Origin of the sequence: Halorubrum amylolyticum (assembly GCF_004114995.1) — an archaeon.
Lineage (GTDB): Archaea > Halobacteriota > Halobacteria > Halobacteriales > Haloferacaceae > Halorubrum > Halorubrum amylolyticum.
In genome coordinates this window covers 19,451-34,657 of the sequence record NZ_SDJP01000029.1, presented here as the reverse complement: position 1 = coordinate 34,657, position 15,207 = coordinate 19,451, and the positions used below count along the sequence as shown (strand labels likewise).

Annotated in this window: 12 protein-coding genes; 5 read left to right on the top strand and 7 right to left on the bottom strand. The window is 54.9% G+C overall.

What is annotated here, in order from left to right:
• Nucleotides 1-607 precede the first annotated feature (607 nt).
• A complete protein-coding gene (locus ESO89_RS15340; protein ID WP_128906323.1) occupies nucleotides 608-2,773 on the bottom strand; it encodes a type B DNA-directed DNA polymerase in 2,166 nt (721 codons plus the stop codon).
• Nucleotides 2,774-3,152: 379 nt separating this feature from the next.
• Here ESO89_RS15340 and ESO89_RS15335 point away from each other — a divergent pair, with 379 nt between their 5' ends.
• Both ESO89_RS15335 and ESO89_RS15325 read left to right on the top strand, forming a co-directional pair.
• Complete coding sequence (locus ESO89_RS15335) at nucleotides 3,153-3,701, top strand: DUF7342 family protein (protein ID WP_128906326.1); 549 nt, start codon at nucleotides 3,153-3,155, stop codon at nucleotides 3,699-3,701.
• A gap of 646 nt (nucleotides 3,702-4,347) precedes the next feature.
• On the top strand, nucleotides 4,348-4,803 hold the full coding sequence (locus ESO89_RS15325) for a MarR family winged helix-turn-helix transcriptional regulator (protein WP_241686256.1): 456 nt from the start codon (nucleotides 4,348-4,350) through the stop codon (nucleotides 4,801-4,803).
• 33 nt (nucleotides 4,804-4,836) lie between these two features.
• On the opposite strand, the gene ESO89_RS15320 is transcribed toward ESO89_RS15325, so the two are convergent.
• From ESO89_RS15320 to ESO89_RS15310, 3 genes are read right to left on the bottom strand one after another with little or no spacing between them, the layout of a single operon-like run.
• Nucleotides 4,837-5,493: a ribonuclease H-like domain-containing protein gene (locus ESO89_RS15320; RefSeq protein ID WP_128906321.1), complete on the bottom strand. Its 657-nt coding sequence runs from the start codon at nucleotides 5,491-5,493 to the stop codon at nucleotides 4,837-4,839.
• A complete protein-coding gene (locus tag ESO89_RS15315; RefSeq protein ID WP_128906320.1) occupies nucleotides 5,490-5,807 on the bottom strand; it encodes a hypothetical protein in 318 nt (105 codons plus the stop codon). The genes ESO89_RS15320 and ESO89_RS15315 overlap by 4 nt, the downstream gene beginning before the upstream one ends.
• 2 nt (nucleotides 5,808-5,809) lie before the next feature.
• On the bottom strand, nucleotides 5,810-6,748 hold the full coding sequence (locus ESO89_RS15310; RefSeq protein ID WP_128906324.1) for a P-loop NTPase family protein: 939 nt from the start codon (nucleotides 6,746-6,748) through the stop codon (nucleotides 5,810-5,812).
• Nucleotides 6,749-7,020: 272 nt separating this feature from the next.
• Here ESO89_RS15310 and ESO89_RS18655 point away from each other — a divergent pair, with 272 nt between their 5' ends.
• Nucleotides 7,021-7,611, top strand: coding sequence for a hypothetical protein (locus ESO89_RS18655; protein WP_164932815.1), 591 nt, complete (start codon nucleotides 7,021-7,023; stop codon nucleotides 7,609-7,611).
• 153 nt (nucleotides 7,612-7,764) lie between these two features.
• Here ESO89_RS18655 and ESO89_RS19235 read toward each other — a convergent pair whose 3' ends face one another.
• Genes ESO89_RS19235 through ESO89_RS15300 form a run of 3 tightly spaced genes read right to left on the bottom strand, consistent with a single transcriptional unit; the run spans nucleotide 7,765 to nucleotide 9,876 of the window.
• Complete coding sequence (locus tag ESO89_RS19235) at nucleotides 7,765-8,244, bottom strand: transposase (protein WP_277750277.1); 480 nt, start codon at nucleotides 8,242-8,244, stop codon at nucleotides 7,765-7,767.
• Nucleotides 8,151-9,068, bottom strand: a complete 918-nt coding sequence (locus ESO89_RS19230) for an IS4 family transposase (RefSeq protein ID WP_277750276.1) — start codon at nucleotides 9,066-9,068, stop codon at nucleotides 8,151-8,153. The genes ESO89_RS19235 and ESO89_RS19230 overlap by 94 nt, the downstream gene beginning before the upstream one ends.
• A 52-nt stretch (nucleotides 9,069-9,120) precedes the next feature.
• The gene (locus ESO89_RS15300) at nucleotides 9,121-9,876 is read right to left on the bottom strand and encodes a restriction endonuclease (protein ID WP_164932818.1); all 756 of its coding nucleotides are present in this window, start codon (nucleotides 9,874-9,876) and stop codon (nucleotides 9,121-9,123) included.
• A gap of 191 nt (nucleotides 9,877-10,067) precedes the next feature.
• On the opposite strand from ESO89_RS15300, the gene ESO89_RS15295 reads away from it, so the two are divergent.
• Nucleotides 10,068-10,757, top strand: a complete 690-nt coding sequence (locus ESO89_RS15295; protein ID WP_128906318.1) for an SOS response-associated peptidase — start codon at nucleotides 10,068-10,070, stop codon at nucleotides 10,755-10,757.
• Nucleotides 10,758-10,953: 196 nt separating this feature from the next.
• Nucleotides 10,954-15,189, top strand: a complete 4,236-nt coding sequence (locus ESO89_RS15290) for a DUF3883 domain-containing protein (protein ID WP_128906317.1) — start codon at nucleotides 10,954-10,956, stop codon at nucleotides 15,187-15,189.
• Nucleotides 15,190-15,207 lie beyond the last annotated feature (18 nt).

Sequence of the window (15,207 nt, the reverse complement as noted above, 5' to 3'; positions counted from 1 at the left end):
CCATACGAAGAACTTCGTCGAGTCGTCAGCAATAATGAGGTTATCTCACGGGCTCACGCTGTGCCGGCTGTCGAGACCTCGGGGTAAACACATACACTGGACGTATTCTCGACCAGATGTGCCGAAAAATATCTCTTGAATATCCCGAGTAGAGTCTGATCTCGTCGATAAGTCACCCCCACACCCCGTGTGCGATATGAATTTGACGAGAAGGTAGGCACGGACGAACCATCCAAAGATGTCGGTATTCAGTGAGAGAGTCCACGAGAAGACGATAAACCGACAGAGACGTTCAGCTCACGAAGGAATAAAGCCCCGGACAAGTTCGGTTATATCACGAAACATACTGTTTCGTTTCAACCGACCTTAGCCCCATTGCGGCTATGGTTGACAGAGCGGCTATGTAAAGGTTTCCAAAATATAGCCTGTCTTGATATCGATGTCTTTGAGACCTCTTCTCCGTAAAATCGCGGATTCCCGATACTTCGTGGTCTCTCTCCCCGATCACCCCTCCCACCATCTTCGCAATTTCATATCGCACACGGGGTGTGGGGGTTCGACCTCAAAGGGATCTTAGGTAACCAACAAACCCACTCCGCTGTGTTGGTTAACTGTTCTCTGTGCTCGTGTACGCTGCCAACTTCGGGACCCGCGTCTCCGTGAGTTCTCGACGAATCTCCGCCCGATCCCAGCCAAGCGGTGACAGCACACTCTCGACAGCTCTGATAAGTTGCGTCTCGTAGTACGACGCATCGTACGACTCGATCTCCTCGTGAGCCAACGCGACCCGTTCTCGCGAGCTTTTCTCGTCGTCGACGACCACGTACTCGATGTCTTGGCCTGGATGAACAGCGAGATCTTGATCGCGAGCCCGCTTCAGCGCCGCCACATTCTGGGTGTTTTGCGTATATCCCTCCAGCGGCTTGGAGACACGATTCCGTTCGACGAGCTGCTCGACCGGCACCGTTCCAGCGTGGAGGCGCTTGATGGCGTCTTGGAGACAGTCGAGTACGGCGTCCGGAGATCGAGTCGCGTCGAACCGTTCGAGACAGTCCCGCTGGATGTCCTCGATGAACGATGGGGTCGACCGCTGGCGAGCTTCGATCCCTCTGATCTTGAAATCGTCGTTGCCAGCCACCTTGCCGAAATACTTCGTGAGTGCGCCGGCGTTGCTCTTGCGCTGCGGCACGAACGCCACCCAGTCGTAGTGGGCTTCGTGTTCGAGCCGAATTTCGACGCGTTCCGTGATCGCCGTCGCGAGCGTCTCAAGGTCCTCGCGATCATCGTCGTCGACATCGGGGTCCGGGATTACCCAGATGGAGTCAACGATGCCGTGGACGACGCGCCAGCCGCCGTTCTCCAGCTGCTGTTTCGCCGTCAGCAGAATCTCACGAGCGAATGCGTTGATTGCCTCGTGGCACTCGATACGGCCGAACTTCGCGTTGCTGAATCCTTGATACCCGAAGCAGGCGACGAGAATCCACTTCAGCGCACCCGACCGCCCCTTGAGTTCCGCCAGCCGGTCGTTGTCGGGGTCGTTCCGTTCCTTCTCGCGATGGATGGCCGCCTTGATCTCGTCGCGAGCGTCGATGATCGGCTGGAGGACGTCGACGAGGTAGCCTTGGTCGTCACAAATTGAGTATCCGAGGCCGGGGACGTCCTTGCGGTCGCTGTGGCAGTCACACCGAATGACGTCCGGTGAGACGTTCCGCGTACAGATGATGTTCGGGTACAGACTCGAAAAGTCGAGTTCGTGGACGTTCTCGTGGAGGCCGACCTCGGGCGCGAAGATGAAGCCGCCGCGGTCGGCGTCGTGGAGCGTCCCCATCGGCTTGTAGAACTCGTGGCGCCAGGAGTTCCATGGGACGAGGACGCCGCGGTCGTGGGCCTCACAGATCTGGATCGCGGTGAGGACGTTCCCGATTGACGCCCATGCGAGCTCTTGGACGGGCTTTTTCGATCGCGACACGAGGTCGAGGACGCCATCGAGGTTCGTCTCTCCATAGAAGAACGTGTTCGACTCGTCGATGATCGCCCGGCCGGGCACGTTGTACCGCGCCGGCGAGTGGCCGACGCGGCCGTAGCTCGCGTACGTCGACCGGCTCGCAAGCTGCTGGTAGTCGACGTCCGGCCACCGACTCAGCGAGAAGTCGTCGACGCCGGCAGCCGTCGCCATCTCGTACAGCGTCGGGACGATCTCGCTCGTCGAGCAGACGAGGATGTCTGGGTCGTGTGTCTCGATCGCCGCTTGAACGGTGGTGAGGATGTCTCCTGCTGACCCGGTTACAGTCTCGCCCGCAATTGTGAGCTCGCTGTACGTGTCTTGGCCTGTCTCGGTCACTGGAATACCGAGCCGGAGCGTCGACAGTTCCGCCGCCGGCGTTGGATCGCGATTCGTCTCCAGACAGTAGCGAAACTCCCGTGAGAAATCGACGTTGAAGCAGGCGAGATCTCCAACGGGGTACGCTGACAGTTGGTGTGCCTGTCGCGCAAGCGGTGTGACGCGGTCGACATGGCTGACGTCGACAGCCAGAGCGCGCTCGTCGTCACGCCTGAAGCCGGAGCGCCGCGACACGGATTCGGTCGTGACGACGTCAGGGTGCCGTTCGTATCGTGAATGAAGTTGTGTAAGATCGATGTCGGTGTCAGGGTCACGTGCTGCGACGAAGAAACGGGGAGTGTAGTCGTCGCGTTCGGTCATGGTGGCGCCATCATCGGTCGCTTCCCATTCAAGAACGCGACCATCGTCAAGGAAATCGATCGTGAACGTCATTTGCGTAAGTCACCCACCTACCATTCTATACACCGAAATCTCGCATAATCGCCGGTGTGTCTGTTCCGGATTTCAGGGAATGGAGATCGCCTAGACAGAAACAGCGGACTCTCGCGGATTCGCTCTGTTAACCCCACTTCCAGAATCGTTTCCGAGTTTGTTAGCTGAACCCCCGGTAGCGCGTTAACCAACAGAACGGCCGTTTCACAGATGGTGTTGGTTAAGACTGCTATGGACAGTCCTCCATATCTTGAATTCGGTGAACAATATACTGCCCCACAGATTATTATACCGCTCTCCCGTTGGTTGGCACATAATGTCCGAAGAGCCGTCCCCACCCCACCGAGTGAGCCCGGATGGCGGCACCGAACACCGTGACGTGAACGATGTCGTCGAGGAGGAATGGATCGAGGAGACGACGCCCTTTGAACGAGTGTACGAAGTCATCTCTCGTGTGTACGATCCGCTGTCTGCAGCACAGATCGCCGAGCGCGCCCGCGTCTCACCGACCACGGCGCGAAAACACCTGCGAACGCTCGAGAGCGCTGGTGAGGTAACGACGTCTCAGAACGGTCAGACGACGCACTACCGACGGTCGGAAACGGCTATCGTCACCGAACACGCCCAGTCGCTCCTCGCGGAACGGACGCCCGAAGAGATCGCGTCCGGCATCGCTGATATGAAGGCGCAGATACAGGCGTGGCGCGAGGAATACGGTGTTGATTCACCTGAAAAATTCGCCCGAGAATTGGATATCGGCGACGCCGACAGCGAGCATGGTGCACTTCTCACAGAATGGCAAACGACGCGACGTAACCTCGCGCTCGCACAGGCAACACTCGCGATCGGTGAGGTGAGCCAAACTGGTCACCTCACTGGCACGGACACGGATGACGATGGTAACGGCGATACATCCATCGTCGTATGACCGACGACGGAGACCCCGCCCACCATATTCAGCCAGACGAGCAGTCTGAGGTGTTTGGTCCCATCGACGCCGGGGCACTACGGGAAATACGGGACCTGTTCGTGGAACTAGAGCCGCTGGTCCAAGCGGCGTCATTAGACGACCCCCTGAATCCACAGACACTTTCCGTTGAACTATCCGACGGCGTCGGAGCGGCGTCAACAGCGCGGATAGATGTCCGGTGGAGTCTCACCGGGAACTACGCCGCACACTACACGGATGACCGAGATCAAAATTTTCGGTTCGACTGTCATCCGAAACCCGACGCGCTGCGACGACACTTCCATTCACCCCCCGATGCTCCGAGCCGTCCCGTTGACCCATCCTGTATTGCTGTGTCTGAAACAAGCCTTGTGACGCGAGCGATTCTCCAACGGTGGCGATACGCCTATACGAATGGAACATTCGATGGGATCAACGACGCAGAAAATCCGCCATAGAAGCCTTGTCGGCACGGGTTCTTCTACCGGTACAGGATCCGTGTTTTCAGAGCACAATCAACTGCTCTTCCATTGTGAGTTACCCACCTCGATGGATCAAATAGTTGGATGGTCTCGCCGCAACCATAGTAAAATATTTTAAGATGGTAGGGGACCAACTGACTTATATGACTAACTCGCCCGACCGAACGTCAATTCCTGACGGCGGTTCGCTCCGACGGCGTGACGACTCTAACGAGGGCGATAACGGGTTCGACCTTGACGCTGAACTCCCTGAAGACAGCCTGTTCGATCTTGACGATTACTTGAAGATGTACGAAGTGGCGTCTAAGCCCAAGCAATATCTGATCCTTGAAGCGCTTGCGGAGAATAATCAACTCAGCACCAGCGAACTGTCAATGGTACTTGGTGAGGAAGATAATGCGCTCCACTATCCGCTCCGGACGCTCAAGGATGTCGCACTCATCAAGAACCGACGCGATCCGAATACGGGGACTGAAGAGACCTATTCGTACTACGAACTGACAGAGCTAGGACGGATCGTGTTGACCGAAGGGATCCGCGAGGGTGTCAAAATACTGGCTCGGCAAGAAGCCGCTCTTGAAGACAAATATAGTAAGTAAATCGCCACGAGGCCCTCGACAGTTTTTGTACATTCACCCTTCACTAATCACTGGGTCAAGCGATTTCATCGAAAAGTCTGATTTCGAGCAGTACCGTTCCGCAACGTCCATTAGCGCTCGCGTACGCCGAATATCGGCGATGTTGTGGAGTACAACCGCTTCGAAATCACCAGTCTGCCACGCGTCGACGGCCTCGCTACTTTCTTCAAATGGATCGACTGTACCGTGGCCGGAAGCCACGAGCTCGTCATACACTCCTGTGAGGCTGTTCTCACTCGTATTGAATCGTGAGGAGAAGACCTCCATCACGTCGATGTACGGCAACTCAGCGAACGGCCACTCGCGTCCGTGATGACTGAGCCGCGTTCGAAGAAATGGCAGATCAAATCCGCCTTTCCAGGTTTCGCCGTTATAGGCTACGAGCTTGACGTCTCGCTGTGCGATCGTGGCGTCGACGAACGTCTTGACGGCGTCCAACAGCGCGTCCTCATCGTCGTGAACAGAGAGCGTCACTGGCGTGGTGAGGTGCTCGTTCACGTGCTGTTCGATATCTGAGGCACACGCACCCCCGTCCGTATTGAGGAACACTCGCGAGCCGATCTCAGCATCGAAGCCGACGACGGTCAGTTGGTCAGTCGTCGAAAACCCCGTCGTCTCGATGTCGAATGCGATCGTCGCGAGTGTACTCATTGGGGTGGCTCGCTGGTTTCTTCATCGGATACTTGCGCATCGGTGCTCTGTTCGTTGAGCCGGTGTTCGAGCACTTCGAGGCGTTCCTCGTGGTCTTCTAATGTGGCCTCCTGTTCGAGATCGATGCTGAACAGCGCCGGCACCAGCGGATTCTGGTGGTTCAACAGCCCGCTCGCGTCGGCGTGCTCGCGGGCGTACTCGAACAGTCGGTCGAAGCGTGGTTGGTCGCGACGACGGAGCGCCCGTCGGAACTCCGCCCAGCGGTCTTCGATAGCCCGCAGCGCATCCCGATATGTCGGGTTCGTGCGTCCCATTGTTAGCGCCCCCCAGGTGCCGTCCACGCATCGAGGAGCGGACTCGTGGTGAGCGACGTCGTCTCGCCGTCAGCAGTCACGCCTGTTCCGACACCTGCCGGAGTCGACGTCGACGACGAGGGTGTCGCCGGTTCCAGGCCAACCTGCGTCGCCCGCGCAGCGAGTAGCTGTCGCCAGTAGGCGAACGTGGTCTGGTAGTACGAACCGTCGTCGACGGGATAGACGAGTGTCTCGAACTCGTCACCGACGAGTCGCGGCCCCATCCGGGTTTGCTCACACTCGAGATGGTGCTTGGCGGCCGTCGCGACCGATGCTGTGAACTCATCGATCGTACTCCGAGTCACGAGTACCGGGACGTCGTAGCTGTCGGCGTACGTCGCTAGCCGAGCGAGAGTTCTCGCTTGTAGTGTTTCTGCGTGCTGCTCGCTGAGCGTCTCGTCGCTGCGGTACTGGGCGTCGACGGCCGGCGCGACGATGAGCGACGGGGTGTGTGGAGACGAGTCATCGTCTTGACCCATTGACTGTCGATCGGATGTGCTGGTGACAGCGGTCGATTTCTGGATGGCCTGGTTTACTGCTGTCGGGAGATCGTCGACAGCGCCGTAGTGCTGGTACGCGGTGAATCCGCGGGCGACGTGGATCCGGTCGAGCAACCGCTGGCTCGGTGTGATCTGAGCCAGCGTCGTCGTCGTCGCGTGGCCGTTCGCATCAACCCAGAAGGCGGGCCCATCGTGTAACAGGAGATGGTCAAGCACGAGCGACTGGAGGATTGGGACGCCACGGCCGCCGTCTACGTCGAGCAACGTAATGCCGTCGTCGAGTGACGGCAGCAGCATCTCGTCCGTAGCCGGATCGGCCTGGTCAGCGAGGGACCGATTACGGTCAGCTCCCCGTGTCGGCTGATCCACCGCCAATCGGTTCGACGTTGAATGTTCTCCCATACTCCACCAGAGGTCTACTTTCCCGATAAGCCGCGGCGTGTCGCTTCCGCGTTTCAGGGAACTCGACTTGATCCCCTCCAATCCCGGTACAGTCCCGAGTAGTCTCTATTTGGATCCCGTTTCCGAGAATAGTTCCCGAATCCAGCGTTCTCCGTGTTAACCAACATCCGGCCGTATTGACGGCGGTGTGTTGGTTAATCCTTCACAGCTACAGTCTCGAGCCTGACTGCTCGGTATGTTAATGCTCAACGCCACGTTGGAAGAGGTGCTCTATGAGCTACCCACAAACCCACGTCGACCACCGAGATCCCGATCACCACGAGTCAATGCACCCAACTCGAAATATCGTGAACGCCCACGTTGTTGCCGGTGAATTCCTCACTTCACGGTACCACGATGCGCTTCAAACTGTTCTCCATCCTCTCGGCGAGTCTCTGGACACCAAAGACCAACATGCGCTCAACGATCTTGGCATCGTCCATGCTAATGGTTCCTTGAACGAGCTTTCCCCTATCGTTCGCACATACGTCAAACTCGATGAGTATTGGACACGCACCCATCGTACTGCGCTCAACGAACTATTCGCTGATCGACGTGCTCACGTCCTGAGTTGCTGTACGCGGTTCCTTTCTGAGTTCCCTCGACACACTCTTGAAGCCGAATCCGGCTGTTCCGGAACTGCGCTGGATACTACCCTTGCTCCTCTTCTCGAGTGCGAATTTCTCTCACACACAGATGATGAGAAAACCCCATACTCTGTTGATGAACACCACGCGCTATATCGACCGACTGAACGGCTCTTCGACGCACTTCTTGAACAAGCAGCTGTTCTCTGTGAGCTTCTGCCGCCGACCGAGCTCTAACCGCACGATTCAGAGCCTTCTCGGTTCTGTAGATTGTGTATCAGTTGTATACTCTCCGACCCTAACTTTCTGGGTGCTTTGTAGGATAAACCAGTTCAAGTAATTTGTAACTGGCAAACACAAATAGGATGAATCCTAATCATTCGTCTTTAGCTAAGACTCACACCTCGGTTGTGTAGCGGTAGCGAGCGTCTCCTGTAAGATCGGTCGTTGCTGGTGAATCTTCTGGGCGTCCTCGATCAGCCGCTCCAGCAACGGCGGTGGCGAGTAACCGAGATACTCACCGAGTTCATGGAGGATGAGCTGGGCGTGCGACCGGAAGGTCGCCGCCCAGCGTTCCGGTGGAAACACGATCTCGTCATCGGCCTGCTCGGTGACCAGATCCAACAGCTCACGACTCACCAGCAGTGACAGCAACGCCGCATACAGCAGAATTTTCACTACATCTGGGTCGCTTGTGTCGAACTCGTCCAACTCGTACTGCGTCTTCAGTTCACGAAACAGCGTTTCTACCTCCCACCGACACCGATACAGCGTTGCTAAATCCGCCGGGAAAACTCCTCTCTCGGCAGATTCGTGATGTAGAGGTGGTAGTCGTCGGCGTCCTCGTCGCGGACGCCGACGACGCGGAATCGCTTCGTATCCAGCGACCGCGTCCCCTCGTACTGGCCCCGCTTGAACTCCGCCTCGACCTCTACGTCGATGTACTTCCGCGAGAGATCATCGACCACATCGTGGATCTGCTTGCCCTCCAAGGGAATGGCGCGGCCGCGCCATTCCCGCAATTCCTCCGTTATCAGCGGATTCGCGTTCTCTTTCAGCCGACTCACGAAGTAGCCGTCGTTCTCATCGATCAACGCGAAGCGGCGGTACTTGAAGTACGCTCGATCGAACAGAACGAGCCGTTCTTGCAGCCACGATCCCGTCTTGAACAGCGTGCTGTCGTGCGTTTTCTCGTCCGTTACGTCGATCCGTTCAATCGTCTCATCGGTGGCGTTGTGGAGCAGGTGGAGCTTCGCTCCAGCCTGCTCCTCGTGACGGCCTTGGAACTCATCAGAAAGGAACTCGTGTAACCGCAATACCGTTCCATCGGCGATCATCACGTCCCTGAATCGGTCGATATCAGCGTCAACGGTGTCAGGAACAGCGACCTCGTCGAGGCCGTGCTCGACGAGGTCGCGGAGGTACTCCGCCAGCGTTGGTGTCAACCGGTGATAGAAGCCACCGGGAGAGATCGTTTCATCAGCTGTCGAGTTGTAGCAGCGTCTGAACCCGGCGAGTGTTCGGCTCTCGCCTGCGGCGAAGCCGAACACGAGCGCCCACACGAGAACAGGAATCTGAAGCTTCCCCTTACGCTCGACCACGCCGAGTTCCTCGGCGTGCTCTTCGAGGAACTCGGAGGGAAACAGTGTAGTGAGCCGACGCATGATTCTTGATGAGGAGGCGTCTTGGTGCACACTTGCCGCCTCCTCATTCCTCTCGAAAAGAAGCCTCGATAAGTCGCTGCTGTCACGCGGTTTCTCTCTTAGCTAAAGACGGATGGAATCCTAATATACCAACACCAAGGCCCAACAGTACCGATGCAATTGTTCCCAAATTTAATACAGATACAAAGAGCCACAGACCTCCGGAAAATGAGATTATAAATATGAAAACAGAAAGGAATTGTCTTGGCTGTCTCCACTTCTGAAGATGCTCTTGAGGGACGGATAAGATAGGTGTAGAATCTGGTCCTTGTTGCCACGCAGACGCAGAATTCGAATTGCTAGATTGAGACTCAGAGTACTCCGATACTGAGTAAGTGTTTATATTAGATTCATCTGAATCAGGGGAACCCGTATCTGTGTTTGTCTCTGAGTCAGTGTCTTCCTCTGACTTAGTAGGGATGTGAATATATTCAGTGACCCATTCTCCCCAAGTATCAAGAATCTGGTCAGTGAGGTCTGCTCCGTCGATGAGTTTTATTTCCAATTCCTGTGCGATCGCACGGGCTGGTTCAGTGAATGAACTTGTCGTCACGACGATTACGGCATCTACATTAGACTCTTGTCGATAGAGACTCCCATACTGCTGGATATCAGAACTTCCAATTTTGTTACCAGATTCATACCGTTTCACTTGAATCAGGTGCTTTTGAGAAATAGGCGAAGATTTTCGAGCAACAATATCGATTCCGAGATCTCTTGATCTGCTGGTTACCTGCGTTTGCCAACCGCGCTGTGCCCAGAGATCGGCGACTAAATTCTCACACTCGTACTCGTCCATCTTCTGGAGTGTGCGACGAAGTGACCCTCGATCAATCTCCGGCATCAATCTTCTCTACACCCGATACAACAGTAAAAGTGTATGTTGTGCTTACCGATCATCCCAAATCCACCGTCAAACGAGGGATGCAACAGAATCAGCCGTCCACATTTCCAGATACGTTGAAGACTCTCCCGGGCGGACCCGGATGTATGTGTGGCCGGAACTCGCTCTTCATCGACCAAGCAGACCTCGAGGCCCGCTTCGATGCCGAGGTCGTCGCGGACGGCGGGTACACACCCCGATACAACATCGCACCTGGCGACGATCTCCACATCGTCACGAACGAGGCTCCAGACGAGATCGATGCCTACCACTGGGGGTTGATTCCGTTCTGGGCGGACGAGTTCGAGGAGGGCATCATCAACGCTCGCTCCGAGGCGGCCGACGAGAAACGCGTCTTCGAGCGAGCGTGGGAATCACGTCCCTGCCTCGTCCCCTCGTCAGGGTTCTATGAGTGGAAATCGCCGAACGGCGGGTCGAAACAGCCCTACCGGATTTACCGCGAAGACGACCCTGCCTTCGCGATGGCCGGGCTCTGGGACGTCTGGGAGGGCGACGATGAGACGATCTCGTGCGTCACGATTCTCACGACGGAGCCGAACGACCTGATGAACTCCATCCACGACCGGATGCCGGTCGTCCTCCCGAGGGACGCCGAATCCGACTGGCTCGCCGCAGATTCGGACACCCGCAAGGAACTGTGCCAGCCGTATCCGAAAGACGATCTGGACGCCTACGAGATTTCGACGCGGGTCAACAACCCCGGCAACGACGATCCCCAGGTCATCGAGCCGCTGGACCACGAGCAATCGGGCCTCGGCGAGTTCAGGTCGGAATGAGCCCGTTTAGAACAATTAGCACACTAAAGAGCAGGGTAAACGCTGAGGTTGATAAGTTCAGCGACCCCGCAAGATGACCCTTCGTCTAGTTGTTCTTCTATATCGGTGCGACCATCCGTGCTCCCGGCCCTCGAAAGCCGATCAATAGGGAACTTGGTCAACACGAATAAACCCCCTCGCCCGATTGTCTGAATGTATGACAAATACTTCGCCTGAAGAGTGGGGGAGTTGGGTGGAAGACCAACTCCAGAAGATGGAAGACGTGTACCATCGGGACGAAGACCGACTCTTTTCAGACTATAATCGAGAGACAAAGCATATTGACGGATATTCTGGTCGTGGATTACTGGAGCTCATCCAGAACGCTGACGACGCCGGCTGGGAATCGTCCGATTCGGTTGACGTTCTAATAGAACTGACAGAGGAAGGCCTATTCGTTGCTAATAGTGGGGAGCCCTTCTCCCGTGAGGGAATCAGTTCGTTAATGCTCAGCGACAATAGCCCGAAACAATTCCGGGAGGAATGTATCGGCTACAAGGGACTTGGATTCCGGTCTATTTTGAATTGGAGTTCGGACGTGCTCATACACAGCGGAGACGTATCGATCGGATTCTCGGAACAGTTCGCAGCTGAGTATTTAAACAAACTCCGTGCTGAAAACGACGAAATTGATAGGAAAGCTAAGCGATACGAGCAGCGGGGAACCCCAAATCCAATCGCAACGCTGAGCACGCCACGACTTCTCTCAGAGAGCGACGTTGTAGATACACGTTTCGAGGAAGTCCACAAACAAGGCCAGCAGATCAAGGGTCGAGGCTACGACACTGTAATCTGTATTCCTCTGTTTGACAGCGACAGTCGAAACCAAGTTCAGAAGGAGATCAACTCCCTATTCAAAGAGCTCACGCTGTTCCTGCGGAGCGTAGATGATCTTCGGATTCGCAGTCCGGAACGAGAAGAGCACTGGAGTGTCAAACGCGGGGAAGAGGAGGTTATTGTTGACCACGGCAGCGGCGAACCGACTACGTGGAAAATATTCAAGGACTCAGGGGAAATTCCAGAGGAATATACCACCGCTTCGCAAACCAAAGATCGGTACGAGATTAAAATCGCTATACCAGAGGATATCAGAAGCAAGGAGCTACCATCTGATCTCTTTGTTTTCTTCCCTACCAAGGTCTCGTTCCCATTTCCGATGTTGGCGCACGCCACGTTTCAGGTGACAGAATCACGAAATCACCTGATAGAGAGCGATGCGAATCGATTTGTCGCTGAACGATTAGCGTCGAAGATGATTGATGCAGCGGAGGACCACCGATCTGAAGAAACCCCGTGGGCCGCTCTCCGTACAGTTTCACCCACAGGACCAATCGGTTCTACGCTAAACAACCTCGGAGCACCAGATGAAGTCCAAAGCTCATTCGAGCAGTTACTTGAGTCAGAAGTTGCTACGCGGTCACTCATCCCAGTGCAGGATGGTTCCTTTACAACACCCGCGAAGGCAAAGCGAATTTCCGGTGATTTTGACGACCTACTCCAAGGAGAGTTATTCGACGATGTCTGTCTTCACACGAACAGTCAGGATGTGAAGAACCAGCTGGATCGTTTAGACGTTGGGCACATCAACTACACAGACCTACAAACGCGACTTGATACTATTTCAAGCGACCTTTCTATGACAACCCGAGCAGGCATCATCACCCGTCTCGTCGATAATAATCTCATTGGAGACGAGACTCCACCGCGTCTTCTGGTTGATGGCGAGGGGAATACAATTCCGCCTGAACGAACTACTTTCCTCCCACCACAGGGAGAGTCGATTACACTCCCCTCATGGGTTCCAAGAGATATTCTTCACCCTGATCTTGCATCAAAGCTGCAGTCAAGCTGGGGATTGACCAGTATTCGAGATCTGCGAATGAAGCTATCGTCGTTTAATATTCGTGAGTACGAGCTTTCAGGGCTAGTCCAAGCGGTTGTCACCGAAGCGAACGACCGCGTTTCTCAGAATCCGGACTCAGAGGCACATTGGCGCCGGAAGATGCTACGTGGGCTGTGGGACCTTTACGAAGCCGGTGCCAAGGGGGTGAGCCTCACAGAAATCTCGATTGTTATTCCGACACGTACCGGGACTTTCGCAAAGGCCAGCTCTCTCTATCTAACGGGTGAGTACCCCAACGGCAAATTGGTCGAACATCTGTATGAGTCAGTAGATCAGGAGCTGTTCGTCGTAAGTCCCTCAGAATTAGACTTCTTTGACGATGTAAGCAAGCTAGAGTCGTTCTTGCTTTGGTTGGGTGTCGCCGATGAGCCGCGATTAGAGCGACGTGAGATGAGTAATTCTGACTTCTTCGACCACGTCCTCGAGACATTAGACTATCCAGCTGAGTTCGGGAGTGAAACAAAAGAAACCCCGAATGACGTTACGTCGACACGGAATTATCGGCTACGAAGGGTCGAGACAGTCGACCGACTTGAGGAGATCGTCGAAAGCGCACATCCGTATGCGATACTCGCGTGGCTTGCGACGATTCCAGAGACGACCAATCGCTGGCGGAAGAATGGATCAGACGCGATACTTGAGATCAAACCCAAGTACCACCAAAATTGGAAATCACTTAACGAGCAGTCTGTACCTTCCCACCCTTACTGGATTCTCCGAACGAGCCAGTGGCTTCCTGTCCAAGGTGAAGAGACTAATCTTCAGACCCCACAGACCTGCTCGACTGCATCGTTAGCGGAGGATATCTCGCCATTAGTTGGATATCCGGCAGTAGATCCAGAATATCCGCTCTTCTCCGAACTGGGTGTTGACGAAACTGATATCTCCAAAACGCTCCGAGACCTGGGTGTAACGAATACACTCGCCGATCTTTCGTGGGAATCGTTCTACGAAATCCTGTTTAACCTTCCTGATCGCGATCCAGACGGAAAGGTGGCAAAGCGGGTCTATCGAACCTTGCTAAAGAATCGTGAAAGTGACGAGGCTCCACCAGCATCTCTGCGTGCTGATTTCATCGAAAATGGGGAAATGTTCGGAACTCACGAGGGAGTCGAAGGATACTATCCGGTGTCGGAGCTGCGATACACAAACACCGACTCAATTCCTGCGCCAGTTGAGAACAGATACTCCTCACTGATGCTCGATAACCGCCAAGGTACTGAGAAGGTGAAACAGTTCTTCGGCGTAGAGGGGCTCACAAACTCTGATATCAACATCTCAGACGTCGACTACGACCACCACCTGTATATGGACGAGTTTTCGCAGGAGGTTGAAGAGTTGAAGCCGTTCATTTACGCCTTCAGAGTTGATGGCGACGATAATCGCCGGGAGCTACGGGCGATACGCGATGTAGAAATCGTCCTATGTAACGCGGTAAAGGCGACTGTATCAGTTGGTGGCGATACCTTCGATATCGAACTTCAACTAGGATCGTACCTCATTGACGATTCGGCAGTGTATGTTGTGCCCGATATTCTCGACGGGAGGCCACAGGTGACTGATGACCATCTTGCTCGGTTGGTCGGAGATGTTTTTTCAGATGTCCTCGATAAGAAGCTGAGCAAGGATATTCTCTCGCTCGCAACGGCAAATGATAGGCGTCAGCGTTTGGAGGTGCTCTTAGGTGACGAATCCGCGTATGAACGCTTACGTGAATCTAGAGCGCTCCTCACAGGTGAGACCTCTGAAGAGTCGGACTCGGTTTTCACTGCGCCTGAAGTCACAGACGGAATGGATCGAACGAAGAAAACAGAAAGAGATCGATCGGAAGATAGTCCCTCGCGTGACGGAACGGCTGTCAATTCACAACAGCCGACCGATGAGACACCTGCTTCGACAGCACAATCTGGCATCGACGAATCGATAGAAGGCGTTTCATCAAAGCAACAGGGCTTCGAAACGGTTGAGGGAAGATCCATCACGATTCGCCGCACATCGCAGACATCACAGAGTCGGTCGACATCGGGAACATACGATGTACCCGATTCTGAAGGGGCCGAAAAACTCGCATACTGGTTCGAAATTGACGCGGGTCGTTTCCCAATCCTCGTTTCACATATCCAAGGAAGCGAAAGCTATGGGTGTGACGTATTGAGTTTTGAGACGGAGGAACGAAAAGAGGCATTCGAATCAGACCCTGACAGAACCCTCATAGATCGATATATCGAGGTGAAAAGCAGTACAAGTCAACAGGGATACGTAACTTTGGATGACGGCCAGGTCCAACAAGCTCTGACCCATCAAGAACGGTTCTATCTCTATCGAGTGTATGATGGATCCAGCGAGGACGGGTCGTATGAACTGGCAGTACTCGAGAATCCGTTAGCGCATGGAGACGCGGTTAAGCGGAAAGCTTCGATAGATCCATATCGCACCGAGGAGGCCATTAGCTACTCTCTGGATCTTATTTCTGACGAGCAAGACGATTGAAATCCAAGCCTCAGCTTC

Coding starts and splice junctions, on each gene's coding strand:
- ESO89_RS15340 (WP_128906323.1), bottom strand. CDS start 2,773: ATGACGTTCACGATCGATTTCCTTGACGATGGTCGCGTTCTTGAATGG.
- ESO89_RS15325 (WP_241686256.1), top strand. CDS start 4,348: ATGACTAACTCGCCCGACCGAACGTCAATTCCTGACGGCGGTTCGCTC.
- ESO89_RS15320 (WP_128906321.1), bottom strand. CDS start 5,493: ATGAGTACACTCGCGACGATCGCATTCGACATCGAGACGACGGGGTTT.
- ESO89_RS15315 (WP_128906320.1), bottom strand. CDS start 5,807: ATGGGACGCACGAACCCGACATATCGGGATGCGCTGCGGGCTATCGAA.
- ESO89_RS15310 (WP_128906324.1), bottom strand. CDS start 6,748: ATGGGAGAACATTCAACGTCGAACCGATTGGCGGTGGATCAGCCGACA.
- ESO89_RS18655 (WP_164932815.1), top strand. CDS start 7,021: ATGAGCTACCCACAAACCCACGTCGACCACCGAGATCCCGATCACCAC.
- ESO89_RS15300 (WP_164932818.1), bottom strand. CDS start 9,876: ATGGACGAGTACGAGTGTGAGAATTTAGTCGCCGATCTCTGGGCACAG.
- ESO89_RS15295 (WP_128906318.1), top strand. CDS start 10,068: ATGTGTGGCCGGAACTCGCTCTTCATCGACCAAGCAGACCTCGAGGCC.
- ESO89_RS15290 (WP_128906317.1), top strand. CDS start 10,954: ATGACAAATACTTCGCCTGAAGAGTGGGGGAGTTGGGTGGAAGACCAA.